Genomic DNA, 19,427 nt, shown 5'->3' on the forward strand with positions numbered 1-19,427 from the left:
CGTGCCCGGAAGTCCTTCCGCGCGACGGTGCCGATGCGCCACACGACCATCCCGGAGGGATAAAATGCTGACTTCCATCGCCACCGTTTCGCTATCGGGGGATCTTCAGGAAAAACTCGATGCCATTGCCGCCGCCGGCTTTGACGGGGTCGAGATTTTTGAAAATGACCTGCTGACCTTTGACGGTTCCCCCGAGGATGTCGGCAAAACCATTCGTGACCTTGGTTTGAAACTGGTGACATTCCAGCCGTTCCGCGATTTCGAAGGCATGCCCGAACCCCAGCGTACCCGTGCGTTCGAACGTGCCGAACGCAAGTTCGATCTGATGGAAGAACTGGGGACAGATCTTCTGATGGTTTGCTCGAACGTATCGCCGCATTCACTTGGCGGATTGGATCGTGCGGCAAAGGATCTGGCCGAGCTTGGCGACCGGGCGGCAAAGCGTGGCCTTCGCATTGCGTTCGAAGCCCTGTCATGGGGCAAGCATATCAGCGACTATCGTGATAGCTGGGAAGTCGTCCGGCGCGCCAATCACCCCAATGTTGGTCTGGTGCTTGACACCTTCCACATTATGGCGCGCAAAGTGCCGCTTGATGCGATTGCATCAATACCTGGCGACAGGATTTTCCTGGTGCAGGTCGCTGATGCGCCGATCCTTGAAATGGACCCGCTTTCATGGAGCCGCCATTTCAGGTGCTTCCCGGGGCAGGGTGACTTTCCCCTTGATGAATTCATGCGCAATCTGGCCCGCACCGGGTATGACGGCCCGCTGTCGCTTGAAATTTTCAACGATCAGTTCCGCTCAAGCTCGACCAAAAACGTCGCCAAGGATGGGTTGCGTTCACTGATTTATCTTGGCGATGGGGTCGAAGGCGTAAAAGTCGGGGAAAAGGCAGCGGCCCTTCCGCCCAAGGCCCATGCACGCAACGTCGAATTCATCGAATTTGCAGTCGAGGAAGAAAATGCCGAAAAACTTGCGGCCCTGTTTGCCGGGCTTGGCTTTGAAAAACGCGGCAGCCACAAATCCAAGGCCGTAACTTGGTGGAAGCAGGGCAATATCAATCTTGTCATCAATTGCGACAAGGACGGATTTGCGCATTCCTATAACATCGTGCATGGCCCGTCGGTTTGTGCGGTGGGGCTCAAGGTCGATGATGCCGGTGCATCTCTTAAGCGTGCGCAATCGTTGCTGGCCTCGCCCTTTACTCAGCCGGTGGGGGCGGGCGAGATCGAAATGCCTGCCATCCGTGGTGTGGGCGGCAGTCTGGTCTATTTCCTTGATGATCAAAGCGAACTGGCGCGTATCTGGGATGTCGAATTCGAAGCATCGGAACCGGTAGGCAAACCGGCACATGATGCCAACCTGAAATCGGTCGATCATGTGTCCTATTCGATGCAGTACGAGGAAATGCTGACTTGGGTGCTGTATTTCACGTCGATCTTTGACCTTGGCAAAATGCCAACGGTCGATGTGCCCGATCCCGGCGGGCTTGTGCAAAGTCAGGTGGTTCAGGGTGATGATGGCGGGGTGCGGTTGATCCTGAACGGATCGCAAAGCCCCCATACCCAGCATTCACAATTCCTAAGCGAGTTCTTCGGAAGCGGGGTGCAGCATATCGCACTTTCAAGTGGCGATATTTTTGCCAGTGTTGATTTTTGTCGGAAAAATGGTGTTGAAGTTTTGCCGATACCGGAAAATTACTATGATGATATCGAGGCGCGCTTTGGGCTTGATCCTGATCTTCTGGATCGACTGAAAGCTGCCAACATCCTTTATGATCGTGATGATGACGGCGAGTATTTTCAGGTCTATACCAAGACCTTCGCCAACCGGTTCTTCTTTGAGCTGGTTGAACGTCGTGATTATCGCGGGTTTGGTGCGGCCAATGCGCCGATCCGGCTTGCATCACAGACCCGTATGAACCGGCGCAGTCAGGCACCGAAATAACGAACCATTTCAGGGGATAACGACGTCATGAGTGTTGCGGAGATTCTCGTCATTAACGGCCCGAACCTTAACCTTCTGGGGCAGCGTCAGCCGGAAATATACGGTTATGACACCTTGGCAAGTATCGCGGATAAATGCACGTCCCTTGCCGAAATATTGGGCGTTTCTGTCCGGTTTGAGCAGTCAAACCATGAAGGCAGCATTGTCGACTTCATCCATGATGCACGGCAAAAATCGGCGGCGATCATCATCAATGCCGGGGCCTATACCCATACATCGGCGGCCATTCATGACGCGCTGAAAACCTTCGATGGATATATCATCGAACTGCATATTTCCAATCCGCACGCCCGTGAAGAATTCCGCCACCACAGCTGGATCAGCCCGGTTGCCAATGCCGTGATGGCGGGTGCCGGTGCCTATGGCTATGAACTGGCGACGCGTCTTGCCGCGGAAAAGATTGCGCAGACCAAATAGGGTGATGGTGCCCGGGTCCGAAACAACAAAGGCAGCATTCAATGCTGCCTCAGACTGCTGACAAAGCATACCCGATCTGATCGTCATTCCCGCAAAGCCTGCCCCGTGAAAGCGGGGGCGGCAATCCCGTCTCCTGCAACAGGGTATGGATTCCGGGTCTGCGCTCTGCTCGCCCGGAATGACGATTTTGATCAATCGCCAAAGCCAACCCCGTCAGCCAACCCCGGACCGCTGACAAAGCCCTTCCAACCAGATCGTCATTCCCGCGACGGCGGGAATCCAGTCTCTTTCAACGGGGCATGGATTCCGGGTCTGCGCTGCGCTTCGCCCGGAATGACGGTTTTGGTCAATCTTCGAACCAATCCCGCCAGCCAACCAACCCCTCTGCCCCCGGCATCGCCAAACGCCACCGACCGGACGGACCACGCCCCGGACGGCCCCCGCTGCCCCGAACGACGCTCGCTCTCGGTTGCCCCAAAACGCACCTCACCCCAAGGGCAACAACGTTGCCGAATGGCAGGCACACAAATCCCGCCATCGATGACCCACGTTTCGGCATCTCCGAACGCACCACCAGCCCGCTGGCAACCGATCCTGCCAGCCGCTCCCCGCCAGCCAATCCCGGCAACCCGACCAGACGATCCCGTGCCGATCCAATTCGGGCGCAATTCGGGCCCGCTGATTCTCGGCATTGTCACGCTTCACTGACCGGACTGGACCAAATCAGATCAGCCTCGCCCCGGCTCTCGCTGCCCCGAACAAACGCCCTTGCCCCAAGGACACATTTCTCCCGTCATGATAAACACCCGTTTTTCGCAAATATCCGACGGCCTCACGGCCCGGACGCACTACCGCCGTAATGACTTTTCCATGCGCCAGTGATGCTCCTTTGGCGACGTCGCCCCCGCCATTTCATCCCGTCAGATCGCTGCCCTGTCATCGTCTCATTCCTGTTTTGCCGCCCGAAACGCAAAAACCCGCAAAAGCGGATCACGCTTTGCGGGTTTTGTCTCCGGACCCATTTGTCCTGTTGACTTTATCTTTATGCCACAATCGAAAGAACAAATCAAGAACTTTTTTCAGAAAAACCGGAAAAAGTTCCCGGTCGATGCTCTGCGTGACCGAAAAGGTATATTTATCAATATCCTGAGGCAGCATTGAATGCTGCCTTTCTGTTTTCATGAACGGTTTGCGATCAAACTGCGCTGCGTGATCGAAGGGCTGCGGCCAGCGTGCCGTCATCAAGGTAATCAAGTTCGCCGCCAACCGGGACCCCGTGCGCCAGGCGTGTAACCTTGACCCCGGTTTCGATCAGCCGTTCGGTAATGTAATGTGCGGTGGTCTGGCCATCAACGGTCGCGTTGGTCGCAAGGATTACTTCGGTTACGGCTTCGTCGCGTGCCCGTTCGATCAGCTGGTCGATACGCAGATCATCCGGGCCAACCCCGTCAAGCGGCGATAACGTCCCGCCCAGCACATGATATTGCCCCTTGAATGCCCCGGCACGTTCGAGTGCCCAAAGATCCTGCACCTCCTCGACCACGCAAATTGTATCGCGGGTGCGATTGCGGTCGGCACAGATATGGCAGGGGTCAACCACATCGATATTGCCGCAAGTCCCACAGTGGGTCATGGCATTGGCGGTTTCTTCAAGTGCGTGGGATAACGGGATCATCAGGGTTTCGGGTTTTTTAAGCATCTGAATAACCGCACGTCGTGCGGAACGCGGGCCGAGTCCCGGCAGGCGCGACAGAAGCTTAATCAGATTTTCGATTTCCCGTCCGTTCATGATGGTCCAGTCTTGCGGTTTATCTTGTGATTGGTGTCTCTGATAGCTTGTACCAAAAACAAAGGGCGGCGCAATGCCACCCTTTGCTTTATGCGGCAATACCGCAATTTGACATTGGACCTGCCGATCAGAACGGCAGTTTGAAACCTTCCGGCAGGTTAAGCCCGCCGGTGACGTCCTTCATCTTGTCCTGAACGGCGGCTTCGACCTTGACCTTGGCATCGTTATAGGCGGCAACGATCAGGTCTTCGAGGACTTCGGTGTCCTCGGGATCGACAATGCTTTTGTCGAGTTTCAGGCCGCGCATTTCGCCCTTGCCGTTCAGCATGACCTTGACCATGCCCGCACCGGACTGGCCTTCGATTTCAAGTGCGACCAGTCCTTCCTGCATTTCCTGCATTTTGGACTGCATTTGCTGGGCCTGTTTCAGCATCCCTGCAAGGTTCTTCATAGCTCGTCGTCTCCTTCGAGATAAAACGCATCATCATATACGGAACCGCTTTCGTCCCCTTCTTCCCCGGTTTCTTCCTGTCCCGGCGGCAGATGGACGGCAACGATTTTTGCCTTGGGTAATCCGTCAAGGATCGCCTTGACCAGCGGATCGAGCGATGCATCCGCCTTGCGCTGTTCAAGTTCCTCAAGCTCCTGTTCCTTGAGTGTCGGCGCACCTTCTTCGCGTTCCGAAACACTCACCAGCCAGCGATGGCCGGTTAGATTGTTCAGGGTCTTGATTAGTTGGCTCGACAAATCCGCACGCGCCCCGCGCGCCGGACGGAATTCAATGCGACCCGGTTCGTATTTCACCAGATGCATATAGTTTTTTAGCTGGATCGCAAGTGCGGTTGTTTCCCGCTCTTTCGACAGCAATTCGGCAACCTCGGCGAAGGTTTCCGGCAATTTCGCATAAGCCTGCTGCGAGGCATGCTCGGGTTCACCCAGTGGATCGGGACGCGCATGGGCAACTGCCGCAGCACCGCCGCCATTAACCACTTGCATGCGCGGCCCTGGTCCGCCACCACCATTGCCGCCACCGCCGCCTTGCGGGGCATTGCCGGATTTATTCAGATCACTGCGCAGTTTCTTGATCAGATCGCCCGGGGGCGGCATTTCCGCGGCATAAGCCAGCCGGATCAGGATCATTTCGGCGGCCTGTATCGGACTTGGTGCAATGCGGGTTTCTTCCAGCCCTTTAAGCAGCATCTGCCACGCACGGGTTAATTGTGGCATGGCAAGCTTGGCGGCGATTTCCTTGCCGCGGTCGCGTTCGATCTGCGATACGCCGGGATCATTTGCCGCCTCGGGTGACAGTTTCACACGCGTCAGCCAATGGGTCAGGTCAAGCATATCCTGCAACATCACCGCCGGATCGCCGCCTAGCGCATATTGCGCGCCGAGCAATTCCAGTGCTTCGTTGATCTCGCCCTTCATGGTCTGATCAAACAGATCAAAAATCCGCGACCTGTCGGACAGGCCCAGCATATCGCGGACCTGTTGGGTCGTGACTTTGCCTGCGCCATGCGAAATCGCCTGATCCAGAAGGCTCATGCCGTCGCGAACCGATCCATCGGCCGCGCGTGCAATCAGGGCAAGTGCCTCGTCCTCGATATCAGCATGTTCAAGGTCGGCGATGCGTTTGTAATGGGCGGCCAGTTCGTCGGTTTGAACCCGGCGCAAATCAAAACGCTGGCAACGCGATAGGACCGTAATCGGAATTTTGCGGATTTCGGTGGTCGCAAAGATGAATTTCACATGCTCCGGCGGTTCTTCCAGCGTTTTCAAAAGCGCGTTAAACGCACTTTTCGACAGCATGTGCACTTCGTCGATGATGTAAATCTTGTAGCGGGCAGATGTCGGGCGATAACGAACGCCTTCGATCAGTTCGCGAATATCGTCAACACCGGTACGTGACGCGGCATCCATTTCCAGAACGTCGACATGACGGTCTTCGGCAATCGCGCGGCAATGTTCGCAAACACCGCATGGCTCGATGGTGGCATTGCCTTTGCCATCCGGCCCGATGCAGTTCAGCGCGCGCGCAATGATACGGGCGGTCGTGGTTTTACCGATCCCGCGCACCCCGGTCAGAACAAAGGCATGCGCCAGACGACCGCTTTCAAGCGCGTTCGACAGCGTCTTGACCATCGGCCCGTGACCGATCATCTCGTCAAAGGTTTTCGGGCGATATTTGCGGGCAAGAACCTGATATTCGCTTTTGGGCGCTTCTTCGGCCTTTGCGGCAGGCGCAGAGACGGGTGCCGCCGCGGCGGGTTCCTGTTCCATATCAAGCTCTGGCGCCTCAGCCTCGGGCGTTTCTGGTGCTGACGTTTCGGTGCTGTCGATCTGATCCGTCATTCATCCGGTCCGGCATGTTTCAATGTGCTTTGGTTTTAGCAGCTTCGCCCCCGCATGGGAAAGACCAAGTGGGAAATTTCCCACACAAAATTCCATAGCAGGCATGATGCTGCAAAGCATGGCGGAAACGTGTGATTTTTGGGGGGATATAAAGGGTGAGAGACTGAACCGCGACCCGGAAAAACTCGTTACGGCTGCTACCTTCCGGTCCTGACCGGGTTGGCGAGCGGTCCGTCCGCGGCCAGCCTCTCGCCCCCTATATCGCGCAAGGGACCATAAAACGCAAGGCCCGGCTTTGATTTTTTGATAAATCGCGTGATCGTGGCTTTGACGGCGGGTTTGGTCGCGTTAATGTCGGTGCCCGTTATCCGAATAAGATGATCCGCCATCCTGATCATGGGACTCGACCCCGCTTCTGGTGGAATCAAACAAGGAATGCCCGGAATATGGACAGGCTGTTTTACGAAGCAACCGATCTGGATCGCGATGCCCGATTGCGGACACTGGAAAACTGGCGCGAAGTATTACTCACCGAGGAAACGGTTCGTATCTTGATTTGTCATGGGGGCGACCCGCTTTTTGCCTGGCCCGAGGATATGAACGAACACGAACTTGTCGTGGTTGGCGGTCCGGCCTTGCCCCATCTTGATTTGGAAATTGAACAGGCAGACTGGATTTATATCGGTCGTCATGGTGGCGAGGCGGTGATTGCCATCGATGTTGCCCCTGTGATCACGGATCGGGACGAAGCCGTGCGTCGTCTGGGCGGCGGGTTTGGCGATATGCGAAGCCGTATGGCGGCCCTTTCCGAAGACGAGGCCGCCCTTGCAGCCCAGGCACGCGCCATTTTCAACTGGCATCAGAAACACCGTTTTTGCGGTGTTTGCGGCAATCCCAATCAGGTTTTGGAAGCCGGTTATCGTATGCAATGCACCAACCCGACGTGCGGTACGCAGCATTTCCCGCGGACCGATCCGGCGGTGATCATGCTGATCCATCACAACGATCATGTGCTGCTTGCGCGCTCCCCTCAATTTCTGCCCGGCACCGTTTCCGTTCTTGCAGGATTTGTCGAGCCGGGGGAAACCCTTGAACAGGCGGTCGCGCGCGAAGTATTCGAAGAGGTCGGCATTCGGGTAAAACGCGCACGCTATATTGCCTCCCAGCCATGGCCTTTCCCCGGTTCCCTGATGCTTGGCTTCGTCGCCGAGGCGGAAACAACCGACATCGTGATCGATGAAAAGGAAATCGAATTTGCGATGTGGGTTCATCGCGACGATATCGCGAGCTTGCCGGAACGCGGTATCAATCTGCCCCGTCCGATTTCTATTGCACGTTACCTTCTGGAAAACTGGCGGCAAGGCCGCATATAGAAGAATAATTGCAGTGCAGCACGGTCTCGATATCGCTGCTGCTGCCATAAACAGGCGGGAGAAAGGATTAGTCTTCGGATGAAGCGCATGTTCCGGTGGTTTTACAGCCTGATGGGACTGGTTGGTTTGGCCGCTGCTGCCTCTGGGGCATCTTCGGGATCGGCAGAGGCAAAAGAACCGATCACCATCAAGGTCGGCACCTATGAATATGGTGTCGTCTATTTTTTCAATGACGGCAAACCGGTCGGATTTGCACCGGATCTGGTTGCGGCCCTGAATGCTGTCCAGTCAGCCTATTTTTTTGAACTGGTTGAAACATCTTCACGGCGGCGATACAACGATCTGGAAACCGGTGTCTTTGATATGGTTCTGCTTGAAAGCCCGGATTGGGAATGGCGGGATGAAGATGTCATTTTTTCCGATCCGATCGTGACCGAACATGATCTATACATCGCGCGCCGTCAGGATGTGTCGGACGCGGGCTGGTTTGATCAGATAACCCGTCGCGAAATCCTGTGTGTTCTTGGTTTCCACTACGGATTTGCCAAATTCAACTCCAGCCCGGACTTCTTGCGCGATCATTTCAATATATCGCTGCTTTACAGTGAAGAAGAAGTCCTCGACCGGCTTTTGGCCGGAGACGGCGAAATCGGAGTGGTTTCGGCAGGCTTTCTGGCCCGCAAATATAATGACAATCCGGAACTGAGCGAGCAGGTTATAATCGGGCCAAAACCCGATTCCAGTTATGATCTGGTTTCCGTGATGTCGCGGGATTCAGCAATCCCGGCTGAGGAATATAACGCACTGATCAAGCTGCTTCATACCACGGGAAATATTGCGGAAAACTGGCGTAAATTGCACGATGATCTTTCCGGTTAGTCGGCAGGCACGCCCATGATCGGTACCATTGCGATCAATCCAGTGGAGGAATGCGGGCAACGACATTGCGACGCAGGCTTTCGGGCCGTTCGCGCCATGGCACGATACCGTCATCTGACGCGGCATAGCGACGGCCAAGTTCGCAGAGATCGTCGATCATGCCGGGATCAAGGTTGCCATAAACATATCCCCATTTGCCCGGCCCGTTTAGTGCAACCGAACAGCCAGATTTGCAATTGGTCAGGCATTCGATGGCTTTGATATCAAACGGCATATCCTGCTTCGCACAGCTTTCGACCATTTTATCAAACAGTTCCCTGCCATGACGGGGATCGGTTGCTCCCTCGGCCGAGGACGCAGTGCAGGTCGTACAGATATTCAGGCGCGCTTTGGTGGTCATGGCATCCGGTATGGTTAAGGCGTTTGCGGGCTGCGCATCCAAACAGTTTGCGCCTTGTCCGGTCAAGTTATCTTGTCAGGCTTAACGATCCTGAAGACCCTTCCCGTCCAGAATACGCGGGACAGATTTTTCGATTCGAGCTGTGCGTGTAGCCGACTGCTTGGCACCGGAAAAATGAAGATTGTATCCCCGTTGTCGACCCGGTGTCAGCGCATTGAAAGCACGTTCGAAATCGGGATTTTCGGCAAATTTCTTCAAAAGCTCTGCCGGAAGTTCAAGTCTGTCCTTTTCGCCGAATTCGATCTTGAGGCCCGATTTCTCTACCTCGATCGCAGCCTTGATAAAGGCCTTCAGAACATCTTCTCTGGTGTTGATTTCCGGAACCGACGTGAAATGCATGCGGCGCATGGCCTGCGAATTTTCACCCGGTTTGGCAAGTATCCCTTCGGGATCGTCCAATAATGCTCCTTTAAAGAATCCTACCGCGCAATCCTCCTTAAGCCCGTAAATCATCAGGACATTATTATTCTGCCACGTGTAACACAGATTACCCCACTTCACGTCCTCGCCAAGGCCGCAATCAAGGATAATCGACCGCAGTTTTTTGCGTTCTTCGTGCCATTTTTCCTGAGCCAGAAGGGCATCGACTTTTGCTGTCAAACTGGTCATTTATAGAAACTCCGACGGATGCTTCTTCCCCAATTCTTTATTCAATCAGCCCGCCGCGCGGATGGTCAAGTTGTCATCATTGATATATTCGCTGACAAAACTCTGGATCGTTGCGGCAAGCTGCCGATCCACCAGCGGATGCGACGCATCCGACAGCATCAGGGCCACACCGACTGCGGGCAATGGCGGGAAACCGTCGCGACTTTCAAGTATCTGAAACTCGTCCGTGACACTTGCCGCGGCAAGTGCTGCTACGCCAAGTCCGTCACGCACCAGATGCAGTAACGATGCCGCCTGTCTGGTCGTTGCAAACAGGGTAAAAGGACGATCCGCCTTTGAAATGGCATCAATCGCCCAAGCATGGAATTTGCAATCTTCGGCAGGCAGAACAAGCGATAGCGGGTTCGCCAGATGTTGTCTGTGAATCGGCGACGAAACCCAGACACCGGGTTCATGGCGCAGGAAATATCCCTCTTCGCCTTTTTCTGATCGGCTGATGATGGATATATCAAGTTCGCCCTGATCCAGCATCCGGTGGAGCAATATCGTCGGATTGACGGAAATAAAGAATTTGGCATCGGGATGGGTCTTGCGTATGGCGCGCAGTACCACCGGCAGGATTTTCTGGGTGTAATCATCCGGGCATCCGATCCGGATCGGGCGGCTGCTATCCTGCCCGCGCATCTTTCCCATGGCTTCGTCCTGCAGCGACAGCATACGCCTTGCATATCCGACAAAAGTGATACCATCCGCCGTCAATAGAACATTGCGGCCTTCCCGTTCAAACAATGTACTGCCAACAATATCTTCCAGTCGTTTCATCTGCATGGAAAAGGCCGATGGGGTGCGGCCTATCCGGTCGGCTGCACGGTTGAAACTGCCGCATTCGGCAAAGGCGACGAAGCTTCGAAGCAGATCGGAATCCATGAAACATCCTTTGATCAGAAATAATGATCAATAAATTTGAACTGTCTGGTCAAAACTATTCGATTGTTTGCCAGCCGGCCAGCACCAATTATCGGCGCTGGCCGGCCATTGCTGTTTTGCAAGTGCCAAAGGAATATCGAAATGATCCTTCATGATTTTCTTCCTTCGGGAAACGGTTACAAAATCCGTTTGCTGTTAACCCTTCTCGGCAAACCGTTTGATCTGGTCGAGCATGACATCACCAAGGGTGAAACCCGCACGCCCGAATTTCTGTCGCGGATCAATGCCAATGGCAAAATCCCTGCACTGGAATTTGATGATGGCCGGGTTCTTGTCGAAAGCAACGCGATCCTGATCCACCTTTCCGAAGGAACACCCTATTTGCCGACCGATGCGTGGGAACGCACCGAGGTCATGCAATGGCTGTTCTTTGAACAATATGATCACGAACCGACGATTGCCGTTTTGCGGTCATGGGTCGGGGTCAAGGGCATGCCCGAACATGCCGATATTCTCGTACCGATGAAGCGCGCGGGCGCAAAAAAGGCGCTCGATCTTATGGAAAAACGACTGTCGGGGCATAACTGGCTGGTAGGCGATACCTTGACCATCGCCGATATATCCCTTTACGCCTACACCCACGTTGCCGAAGAGGGCGACATTGATCTGTCGGTCTATCCGGGCATCCTTGCATGGCTTGACCGCATTGCGGCCCTGCCGGGATATGTTCCGATCACGTGGAAGCCCTGATTCCATCCGCAGAAGGAAAAACAGCCGCCCCGTCATCGGAAGGCATATTGGGGCATCCTGATCGGGGCGGCTGCAAGAATCGATGCGCGATCCAGGTAGCGCATCGGTGAAAAGAAAAAGATGGCTAGGTGTCCCTATGCCGACCGCAAAATCCGGTCGGGCAATAACGGATCGGTTGCCGCAGCTGAATGGCGCGCCTGAAAATTGTTGAAAGCGGCATTTACGTTCGGAACTTCGGAGAGGATTTCCGGCCCGCCCGGCATCGCTTTCAGATACTGGATCATCGGCATGATCAGCATATCGGGGATGGTAAAACGCGGGCCGAACAACCAGCCATCGGCATAATGCGGATCAAGCACCTTGAGGTCGCCGGCAATCAGCCCGCCCATGCGGCTCATGCGTATGGCAAAGCCCGGATCGTTGCGCTGTTCTTCATCGGCAAAGACCATCGGGATGACAAATTGCCGCAGGATATGCGGATCAAGCCGGGTAAGCGCGACACTGATCCATTGTTCCATATGCGCGACCTTGTCATGACGCACGGGGCGCAACAGCGGTCCGTCAAAGGCATCGTCAATATATCGGCAGATCGCGGCTGCTTCGTACAGTACCAGACTGCCATGGACCAAAACCGGCACCTTGCCAAACGGATTGAAGCGCAGCAATTCGTGCGTAGGCGATGAACCGGGTTTCTGAATGCCCTTGGTACGGAACTCGAACGAAATCCCTTTCTCGATACAGGCAATCCGGACGGTGCGCGAAAGGCTGCTGCGGGGCATGCCGTAAATAATCACCTCGGACATCGCAAAATCCTTTGCATCTGTGATGCGCGCATGAAACCGAAACAGGGTTTTGACACGCGAAACTTGCCAACAGGATTGCGGACCTCATAATATGTTCAAGAACATATTATGAAAATGTGAGAGCCTTGTTTCGAACCACACCAATCAGAGTCAAAGCATGCCTTACAGCCCGGACCACAAGCCAAAGACGCGGCAAAAAATCATCCGCTCGGCGGCGAAGCTTTTCAAAACGGTCGGCTATGAAAATGTGACCATCGATCAGGTGATGGCGGATGCCGGGCTTACGCGCGGCGGGTTTTATGCACATTTCAGGAACAAGGAAGATCTGTTTGTCGCCACGGTCGAAAGCGGCATTGATCTTCTTGGTGAGCCGATCTTGTCGCGCTTGCGCAAGGCCGAAAAATTCGGCCTTGATTGGACAGCCGCCTTTGCCGAACTTTATCTGTCGAGCCAGCACTTGCATCACCCTGGCAAGGGATGTGCGTTACCAACACTTTCAACCGAAGTTGCCCGTTCGGGCGAACGGGCGCAGAAGGCTTTTTCCAAGGTCATCCGCGGGGCATGCGGCAAGCTTGCCGGGAAACTGGCCCTTGAGGAACGGGGCATGGCACCGATGACCCGCGAAGAAGCCGATGCCTGGTTTGAAAACCCGCCGCTTGATGAAATCGGCAAGGAACATCGCATCAATGCAACCGCGATGCTGTCGATGATGGTTGGGGCGATAGTGCTTGGCCGGGCAGTCGATGACGAAACCGCCGAGTTGATCCTGAATTCCGTGCGAAAATCCCTGCCGAAGCTTAAGGTCTCACCTGAAAATGTAGAAACGACGCCGACCTATTTTGCAAAGAAGCCATCCAGAACATCGGCGTAAATCGCGACCAGATTTTTGATGTCATCGAGCATGGCGTGTTCATCGACCTTGTGCATGCTTTGCCCGACCAGCCCGAATTCGGCAACTTCGCAATATTTATGGATAAAGCGCGCATCCGATGTGCCGCCAGTGGTACTCATTTCCGGGCGATGGCCAGTCACCTTTTCCGAAGCATCGGAAATCAGCTTTGCCAGGGTGGCGGGTTCGGACACAAACGCCTCGCCGGAAATTTTGACTTTCAGGTCATGCGCCCCGGCGTGTTCCGCGCAGGTTTCGCGGATCCATTTTTCAAGATCGACACCCTGATGCAGGTCGTTGAAACGGATATTGAACGCTGCACTGACCTTGGCCGGAACAACATTAGTTGCCGGGTTACCGGCATCGACCGTCGTGACTTCCAGATTGCTGGGCTGGAAATGCGGGGTGCCGGCATCAAGCTCATGGGTGGTTAGGGCGTTCAGAACGCGCAGCATGCGCGGCACCGGATTATCTGCCAGATGCGGGTATGCGACGTGCCCCTGTGCACCATAGATCGTCAGCCAGCCGGTGATCGATCCTCGGCGGCCTACTTTCATCATCTCGCCCAGATATTTCGGGTTGGTCGGCTCTCCGACAAGGCAGACGTCGAATTTCTCACCATGCTTGTCGCACCAGTCGAGAAGCTTGATCGTGCCGTTCACCGCATCGGCTTCTTCGTCGCCGGTGATGAGGAAACTGATACTTTCATCAAAATCAGGACGCGCCGCCAGAAAATTGTCCACGGCTTCAACGAAGCAGGCAATGCCGGTTTTCATGTCGACTGATCCGCGCCCGAACAGACGGCCATCCTTTATTTCACCACCAAACGGATCAACCGTCCAGGCTGCGGCATCGCCAGCCGGAACCACATCTGTATGTCCGGCAAAACAGAAATTGCGTCCCTTGGTACCCAGTCGTGCATAAAGGTTATCGATGCTGGCCCAGCCGTCTTCTTGGAAAACCTTGCGCTTGCAGTCAAAGCCGCGTGCTTCGAGCGCTGTCTGCAACACATCAAGGGCCCCGGCGTCGGCAGGGGTGACGGACGGGCAGCGGATCAGGGATTGGGCAAGGTCAAGGGCGGCGGACATTTGATATTCTCTTGGCTTCGTGATGATGGACCGGGATTTACATCCCATTATCAATGTTTCGCCTGAAACATTTAACGAGCAAAAAAGGGGCAAAACGGTATGCCGCTTCGCCCCTTATAGATCATTGGCAAATCGGGTGACAGAAATCAGTCACGCAGCAATTCATTGATTGAGGTTTTCGAGCGGGTTTTTTCATCCACACGTTTGATGATGACCGCGCAATACAGGCTCGGCCCAGGCTTGCCATCGGGCAACGGTTTGCCCGGAATGCTGCCCGGAACCACAACCGAATAGGCCGGAACGCGGCCAACAAAAGTCTCGCCGGTGGTGCGGTCGATGATCTTGGTTGATGCGCCGATAAACACACCCATCGAAATCACGGCACCTTCTTCGACGATCACACCTTCGACGATTTCCGAACGGGCACCGATAAAGGCGTTGTCTTCGATGATGACCGGACCGGCCTGCAGGGGTTCAAGCACACCGCCGATACCTGCACCACCCGACAGATGAACGTTCTTGCCGATCTGTGCGCAGGAGCCGACTGTTGCCCAAGTATCAACCATAACGCCGGTATCGACATAGGCACCAAGGTTCACAAAGCTTGGCATCAGCACGGTACCCGGTGCGACATAGGCCGAACGGCGCACGATGCTGCCCGGTACAGCGCGGAAACCGGCATTTTTGAACTCGGCTTCGCCCCAGCCTTCGAATTTCGACGGGACCTTGTCCCACCAGTTGGTGTTTTCGCCCGGTCCGCCGGAAATTGTGGTCATGTCATTGAGACGGAAGGACAGAAGAACCGCCTTCTTGGCCCACTGATTGACAATCCACTTGCCGTCGGTCTTTTCGGCAACACGCAGTTTACCGCTATCAAGTGCGGAAAGCGTCTGGTCGACGGCCTTGCGGATTTCACCCTGGGTGGCGGAGCCGATTTCGTCGCGATTTTCCCATGCGACGTTGATCACGCCTTCAAGTTCTGTTCTGTCCATTTTCAGAAGTCCTTGCGGTCAGCCATAATTTCATGTCGGGCGGAGAATGGTCAAAGCCTGTTGTGAAGTCAACTCCGCCAGTTTACGTAGGGTTCCCTGATTCTGACCCGCGCAAGAATTACCCGATAAGGAGGCGAAGCTCAATCTTGGAACCGTGACAAATTTGTACGGTCAAGTCTTTTACGCAGAGCCGTTACCCAATTTGCGCAGGAAATCCACCAGATTGTCGGTTTCATGATCAATCCGGGGATCATCACGACCGACCTGCGCCCATGCCTCGTCGGTATGGATCCAGACGGTGGTCATGCCCATGTCTTTTGCCGGAAGCAGGTTTTTGGCCATGTCTTCGAAATAGATCGCGCGTGTCGGATCAATCGCATCACGCGCAAGCAACCGGTCATAAGGCTGGCGTTCCGGTTTAGGGATATAATCCGCATCGACAATGTCAAAGATGGTTTCGAAATGGCTGGAAATGCCAAGGCGATCCATTACCCGTTCAGCGTGCCCGCGCGATGCATTGGTGAAAATCACCTTGCGGCACGGCAGCGCATCAAGGGCCGCAGCTAGGTCTGGTGCGGGATCGACCACCGACAGATCGATATTGTGTACCTTGTTCAGATAATCCGCCGGATCGATGTCATGTTCGGTCATCAGACCGCGCAGTGTCGTGCCATAGCGGTGAAAATAGCTTTTCTGGATGACATAAGCTTCGTCTGCCGGAAGGCATAAGGCGTCACGCACATACTGCCCGATTAGATTGGATACCTGGGAAAACAGGTCGCATGCCGACGGATACAGCGTGTTGTCGAGATCAAAGATCAGGACATTGTCCGGTGCAATACGCGGGATGACAGCAGTGGCAGAAACGGTCGGGGACATATTGGATCAATCCGGTTGTGTACAGCGGAATTTTGGATGTTCTTTTATGAGATTACCGGCTTCCTGCAAAGGCCAAGTCAGATTTTTGCAGTGCAGCATTGTAGATATGCGGTTTTTGCAACTATTCAGATCTCGAATTATTCCAGATAGGGGTTTAAAAAGTGCAACCCGAACAAAGATATATTCAATTTGAGTTTGGAAAGTAACGGTGCCAAGGGGAATGTTTCTGTTTTCGGAGCATGCGCACCTGGAAATGTATTCGCCGAGGTGGAAATCTGTCGCTGCTGTAAAGGCCTTATTAAGAGTGCCCGTGCAGATGATAGGAAAATCCGTCTTCCTGAATAGGGGCAGGATGATGCAAAGATTTCGAGGCAGCGCGAGAGGGCCCTTTGGAAAAGCTTCTCAAAAGTCGGACAACGGCACTCCGGAACGAGCGTAATCGTTTCGCTGCGCTTGCGTTTGTCTGGGGCGATCTTTTGCTAGAACTGGATGACGACCTTCGGATCGTGTTCGCATCCGGCGCGGCTGATGGCATGATTGGCCGGTCGGCCGCCGATATTGAAGGCCATACACTGCAATCGGTTCTGGCACCGCAGTTCCGGCCACTGGTTCAGGAAATGCTCCATGTTGCGCGCCGTCGCGGTCGCATGGATAATATTCAGGTCCGCTTTATCCGCCCGGATGAACAGTTAAGCGCACCGGTTTCCATGAGCGGCTATTTCCTGCCCGATCTTGGCGATCATTTTTTTGTCGCCCTGCGTATTGCGGTCAATACCTTGCCGCACGACGTGGCGAGGTCGATCAGACGCGACAATGCAACCGGCCTGATGGACGAGGAAAGTCTGTCGCGCGTCGTGACTGAACGCCTGATGGCGCAACGTGAAACCGGTGCCGAACACAAATTCACCCTGATGACGCTGAACGCGTTTGATCCGTTATGCAAGCGCATGGAACAGATCGAACGCGATGAAATGCTTGCCAATATCGGGGCGTTCCTGCGCGCGCATTCCGTTGCCGGGGATACCGCGGGCCGCCTTAACGGCAATCAGTTTGGCATGTTGCACCGGTCGGATGTGCCGGTCGGAGAACTTGAAAACCGGATTGCCGATTGTGCACGGGATGCCGACCCGTCGGGCCAGGGTGTCGACATTTCGACATCCGTTACCGATTTTACCGCCGAAATGATCCCGCCGGGCGATCTGGCGCGCGGGGTGTTGTATTCGATCCGCCGCTTCTGCGACCGGCAGGAGCACGGGTTTACATTTTCGCGTTTGATCGGGCAAACACCTAATCTGGTGAATGATACATTTTCCGCGATGCGTGATTTCGGCATGCGGGTCGACCGGCTGAAATTCGACGCGGTTTATCAGCCAATCGTGCGACTACCATCCGCCGAAATCCATCATTTCGAGGTGCTTGCCCGCTTTTATGATGATGATGGCAAGCTGATCCCGACAGATCGCCTGATCACCTTTGCCGAACAGGTCAACATGATCCACAGGCTCGATCTGGCGATGATGCGCCGGACACTGAAATGGATCCGTAATCAGTTGGATGAAGGTATTGATGCCCGCGTGGCGGTGAATGTTTCAGGGCACAGCATCGAAAATCCGGATTTCTGCCGGTCAGTAATTGCGCTGTTTGAACGCAATCGCGATTCAATGGGGCAATTGATGATCGAAATTACTGAAACCGCCGAAATCACCGATATCGATACGGCGTCGATCTGGATCACGCGGTTCCGTGATTTCGGGGTCGAGATTTGCCTGGACGATTTTGGCACCGGGGCATCGAATTTCCGCTATCTCAGCGCAATGGATGTCGATTACGTCAAGATCGACGGGGAATCGATCCGTCAGTCTATGAAGTCTTCAAAGGGTCGTGCCTTTATGAAGTCGCTGGTCGATCTTTGTCACGAGCTTAAGGTCGAGGTCGTGGCAGAAATGATTGAAACTGATGCGATGCGCGAAATGGTGACCAAGGTCGGCTTTGACTATGCGCAAGGGTATCTTTTTGGGAAACCCGAGAAGGACATCACACTTTACTGGCGTCATGTTCACGAGCGCAAACGCCATTAGAAATACCTTGCATAAATGCCTGTAAAGACCGCCATTCGGGCGGTCTTTTTTGTATCAATCATGAAAATAGTTTTGCCCTGAAATCGCAAGAAACCGCTGTTTTTCGGGCGGAACCGGCAATCGTCGAAAAAAAACAACAGAAGCACCGCCAGTTTTATCGCCTGTACGCGTGGATATGGATACCGGCCCGTTTTGGTCGGTTGGCAGGTATGTCAGTTCCATTCTTCCATATAGGAGATCGCGAAAATGGCGAGCATTAACACCAATATGTCGGCGACACTGGCAGTGTCGAACCTTAACAAGACCACCGACGAGATGACTTCTGTTCTGACCGCAATGTCGAGCGGCAAGTCGATCAACTCGGCATCGGATGATGCGGCCGGTCTTGCAGTTTATACTGCGATGTCTGTGGACTACGCGGCTTGGGAACAGGCTGGCGATAACGCCGAAGTCGCAACGGCTATTCTTGAAACGGCCGATGGCGGTCTTTCGGAAATCGGTGACATTCTCGAACGTATGTATGAACTGGCATCCGAAGCTTCTTCGGGTTCGGTGACCGACACGGAACGTGCCTATCTTGATGCCGAATATCAGGAACTGGTTGCGCAGGTTGATTCCATCGTCAACTCGACGACCTATTTCGATACCTCGCTGCTCGATGGCACCTATAACGAGAACTTTACGGTTTCTGCAGACTCTAGCGTTGCAGCAATTGCCGTTGACTTGTCTGCACAAGCCTATGATGCCGCAAGCCTTGGCCTTGCCGGTGATCTGACATCGGCGACCAACGCGGCAACCGAACTGACGGCAATCGAAACGGCGGTTACCACCGTTTCGTCTGGTCGCGCGACGGTCGGTGCGCTGATGTCGCGGTTTGATTACGCGTCCGGCAACATCGAAACCGCCCAGACCAACCTTGAAGCCGCAATGAGCGTCTATATGGATGCCGATATCGCGGAACTTAGTGCGGAACAGACCGAACTTGGCGTGAAGATGGACTCTGCCATTCAGGCCCTGTCCGTTTCCAACGAAAATCTCGAGAAGCTCTCGCGGTTGCTGAGCTAACTCGACGTAGGGCCATCCGGTCTTAGAGCCGCCGGGTGGCCCTGTTTTGTTTCGTATCGCATGAAAGGA

19 protein-coding genes and 1 other RNA gene are annotated in these 19,427 nt (G+C 54.5%); 8 read left to right on the forward strand and 12 right to left on the reverse strand.

What is annotated here, in order from left to right; all coding sequences use genetic code 11:
* Positions 1-64: 64 nt before the first annotated feature.
* Together LG297_RS00385 and LG297_RS00390 are read left to right on the forward strand one after the other, a co-directional pair.
* Complete coding sequence (locus LG297_RS00385; protein WP_404424033.1) at positions 65-1,948, forward strand: bifunctional sugar phosphate isomerase/epimerase/4-hydroxyphenylpyruvate dioxygenase family protein; 1,884 nt, start codon at positions 65-67, stop codon at positions 1,946-1,948.
* 27 nt (positions 1,949-1,975) lie between these two features.
* Positions 1,976-2,425 (forward strand): type II 3-dehydroquinate dehydratase, encoded by a 450-nt coding sequence (locus LG297_RS00390; RefSeq protein WP_404424035.1) that lies wholly within the window; start codon positions 1,976-1,978, stop codon positions 2,423-2,425.
* Positions 2,426-3,620: 1,195 nt separating this feature from the next.
* Here the strand turns inward: LG297_RS00390 and recR are convergent.
* From recR to ffs, 4 genes are all read right to left on the reverse strand, one after another.
* Positions 3,621-4,214, reverse strand: coding sequence for a recombination mediator RecR (recR, locus tag LG297_RS00395; RefSeq protein ID WP_404424037.1), 594 nt, complete (start codon positions 4,212-4,214; stop codon positions 3,621-3,623).
* A gap of 127 nt (positions 4,215-4,341) precedes the next feature.
* On the reverse strand, positions 4,342-4,665 hold the full coding sequence (locus tag LG297_RS00400) for a YbaB/EbfC family nucleoid-associated protein (protein WP_007091823.1): 324 nt from the start codon (positions 4,663-4,665) through the stop codon (positions 4,342-4,344).
* Positions 4,662-6,566, reverse strand: a complete 1,905-nt coding sequence (locus tag LG297_RS00405; RefSeq protein WP_404424040.1) for a DNA polymerase III subunit gamma/tau — start codon at positions 6,564-6,566, stop codon at positions 4,662-4,664. Before LG297_RS00405 ends, LG297_RS00400 begins: the two co-directional genes overlap by 4 nt.
* Before the next feature lie 155 nt (positions 6,567-6,721).
* An RNA gene (gene ffs / locus LG297_RS00410) (signal recognition particle sRNA small type) lies at positions 6,722-6,816 on the reverse strand.
* Positions 6,817-7,012: 196 nt separating this feature from the next.
* Here ffs and nudC point away from each other — a divergent pair.
* The gene (gene nudC / locus LG297_RS00415; protein ID WP_404424042.1) at positions 7,013-7,939 is read left to right on the forward strand and encodes an NAD(+) diphosphatase; all 927 of its coding nucleotides are present in this window, start codon (positions 7,013-7,015) and stop codon (positions 7,937-7,939) included.
* 78 nt (positions 7,940-8,017) lie between these two features.
* Complete coding sequence (locus LG297_RS00420; protein ID WP_404424044.1) at positions 8,018-8,818, forward strand: substrate-binding periplasmic protein; 801 nt, start codon at positions 8,018-8,020, stop codon at positions 8,816-8,818.
* Between the two features lie 34 nt (positions 8,819-8,852).
* Here the strand turns inward: LG297_RS00420 and LG297_RS00425 are convergent, their stop codons facing one another.
* From LG297_RS00425 to LG297_RS00440, 4 genes are all read right to left on the reverse strand, one after another.
* The gene (locus LG297_RS00425) at positions 8,853-9,218 is read right to left on the reverse strand and encodes a DUF1636 family protein (RefSeq protein ID WP_404424046.1); all 366 of its coding nucleotides are present in this window, start codon (positions 9,216-9,218) and stop codon (positions 8,853-8,855) included.
* 81 nt (positions 9,219-9,299) lie between these two features.
* On the reverse strand, positions 9,300-9,887 hold the full coding sequence (locus LG297_RS00430; RefSeq protein WP_404424047.1) for a YdeI family protein: 588 nt from the start codon (positions 9,885-9,887) through the stop codon (positions 9,300-9,302).
* Between the two features lie 45 nt (positions 9,888-9,932).
* Entirely contained in the window at positions 9,933-10,814 is an 882-nt protein-coding gene (locus LG297_RS00435; protein WP_404424049.1) for a LysR family transcriptional regulator, read from the reverse strand.
* A gap of 27 nt (positions 10,815-10,841) precedes the next feature.
* A complete protein-coding gene (locus tag LG297_RS00440) occupies positions 10,842-10,967 on the reverse strand; it encodes a hypothetical protein (RefSeq protein ID WP_404424051.1) in 126 nt (41 codons plus the stop codon).
* Here LG297_RS00440 and LG297_RS00445 point away from each other — a divergent pair.
* Positions 10,956-11,564 carry a glutathione S-transferase family protein gene (locus LG297_RS00445; RefSeq protein WP_404424053.1) on the forward strand — a complete coding sequence of 203 codons (609 nt, stop codon included), beginning with the start codon at positions 10,956-10,958 and terminating at the stop codon, positions 11,562-11,564. The genes LG297_RS00440 and LG297_RS00445 overlap by 12 nt on opposite strands.
* Positions 11,565-11,698: 134 nt before the next feature.
* Here the strand turns inward: LG297_RS00445 and LG297_RS00450 are convergent, their stop codons facing one another.
* On the reverse strand, positions 11,699-12,367 hold the full coding sequence (locus LG297_RS00450; RefSeq protein WP_404424055.1) for a glutathione S-transferase family protein: 669 nt from the start codon (positions 12,365-12,367) through the stop codon (positions 11,699-11,701).
* A 157-nt stretch (positions 12,368-12,524) separates the two neighbouring features.
* Between LG297_RS00450 and LG297_RS00455 the strand changes: the two genes are divergently transcribed.
* Positions 12,525-13,238: a TetR/AcrR family transcriptional regulator gene (locus LG297_RS00455; protein ID WP_404424057.1), complete on the forward strand. Its 714-nt coding sequence runs from the start codon at positions 12,525-12,527 to the stop codon at positions 13,236-13,238.
* On the opposite strand, the gene dapE is transcribed toward LG297_RS00455, so the two are convergent.
* The 3 genes from dapE to LG297_RS00470 form a co-directional block, all read right to left on the reverse strand.
* Positions 13,202-14,344, reverse strand: a complete 1,143-nt coding sequence (dapE, locus tag LG297_RS00460) for a succinyl-diaminopimelate desuccinylase (protein ID WP_404424059.1) — start codon at positions 14,342-14,344, stop codon at positions 13,202-13,204. The two genes, LG297_RS00455 and dapE, sit on opposite strands and share 37 nt — an antisense overlap.
* 146 nt (positions 14,345-14,490) lie before the next feature.
* Positions 14,491-15,336, reverse strand: a complete 846-nt coding sequence (gene dapD / locus LG297_RS00465) for a 2,3,4,5-tetrahydropyridine-2,6-dicarboxylate N-succinyltransferase (RefSeq protein ID WP_404424061.1) — start codon at positions 15,334-15,336, stop codon at positions 14,491-14,493.
* Positions 15,337-15,516: 180 nt separating this feature from the next.
* Positions 15,517-16,215 carry a pyrimidine 5'-nucleotidase gene (locus LG297_RS00470; protein WP_404424063.1) on the reverse strand — a complete coding sequence of 233 codons (699 nt, stop codon included), beginning with the start codon at positions 16,213-16,215 and terminating at the stop codon, positions 15,517-15,519.
* A gap of 389 nt (positions 16,216-16,604) precedes the next feature.
* On the opposite strand from LG297_RS00470, the gene LG297_RS00475 reads away from it, so the two are divergent.
* A complete protein-coding gene (locus LG297_RS00475; RefSeq protein WP_404424065.1) occupies positions 16,605-18,293 on the forward strand; it encodes an EAL domain-containing protein in 1,689 nt (562 codons plus the stop codon).
* Between the two features lie 246 nt (positions 18,294-18,539).
* Positions 18,540-19,358, forward strand: a complete 819-nt coding sequence (locus tag LG297_RS00480; protein WP_404424067.1) for a flagellin — start codon at positions 18,540-18,542, stop codon at positions 19,356-19,358.
* Positions 19,359-19,427 lie beyond the last annotated feature (69 nt).

The sequence above is a fragment of the Thalassospira australica genome (genome assembly GCF_044790785.1).
In the GTDB taxonomy this organism is placed as follows: Bacteria; Pseudomonadota; Alphaproteobacteria; order Rhodospirillales; family Thalassospiraceae; genus Thalassospira; species Thalassospira australica_A.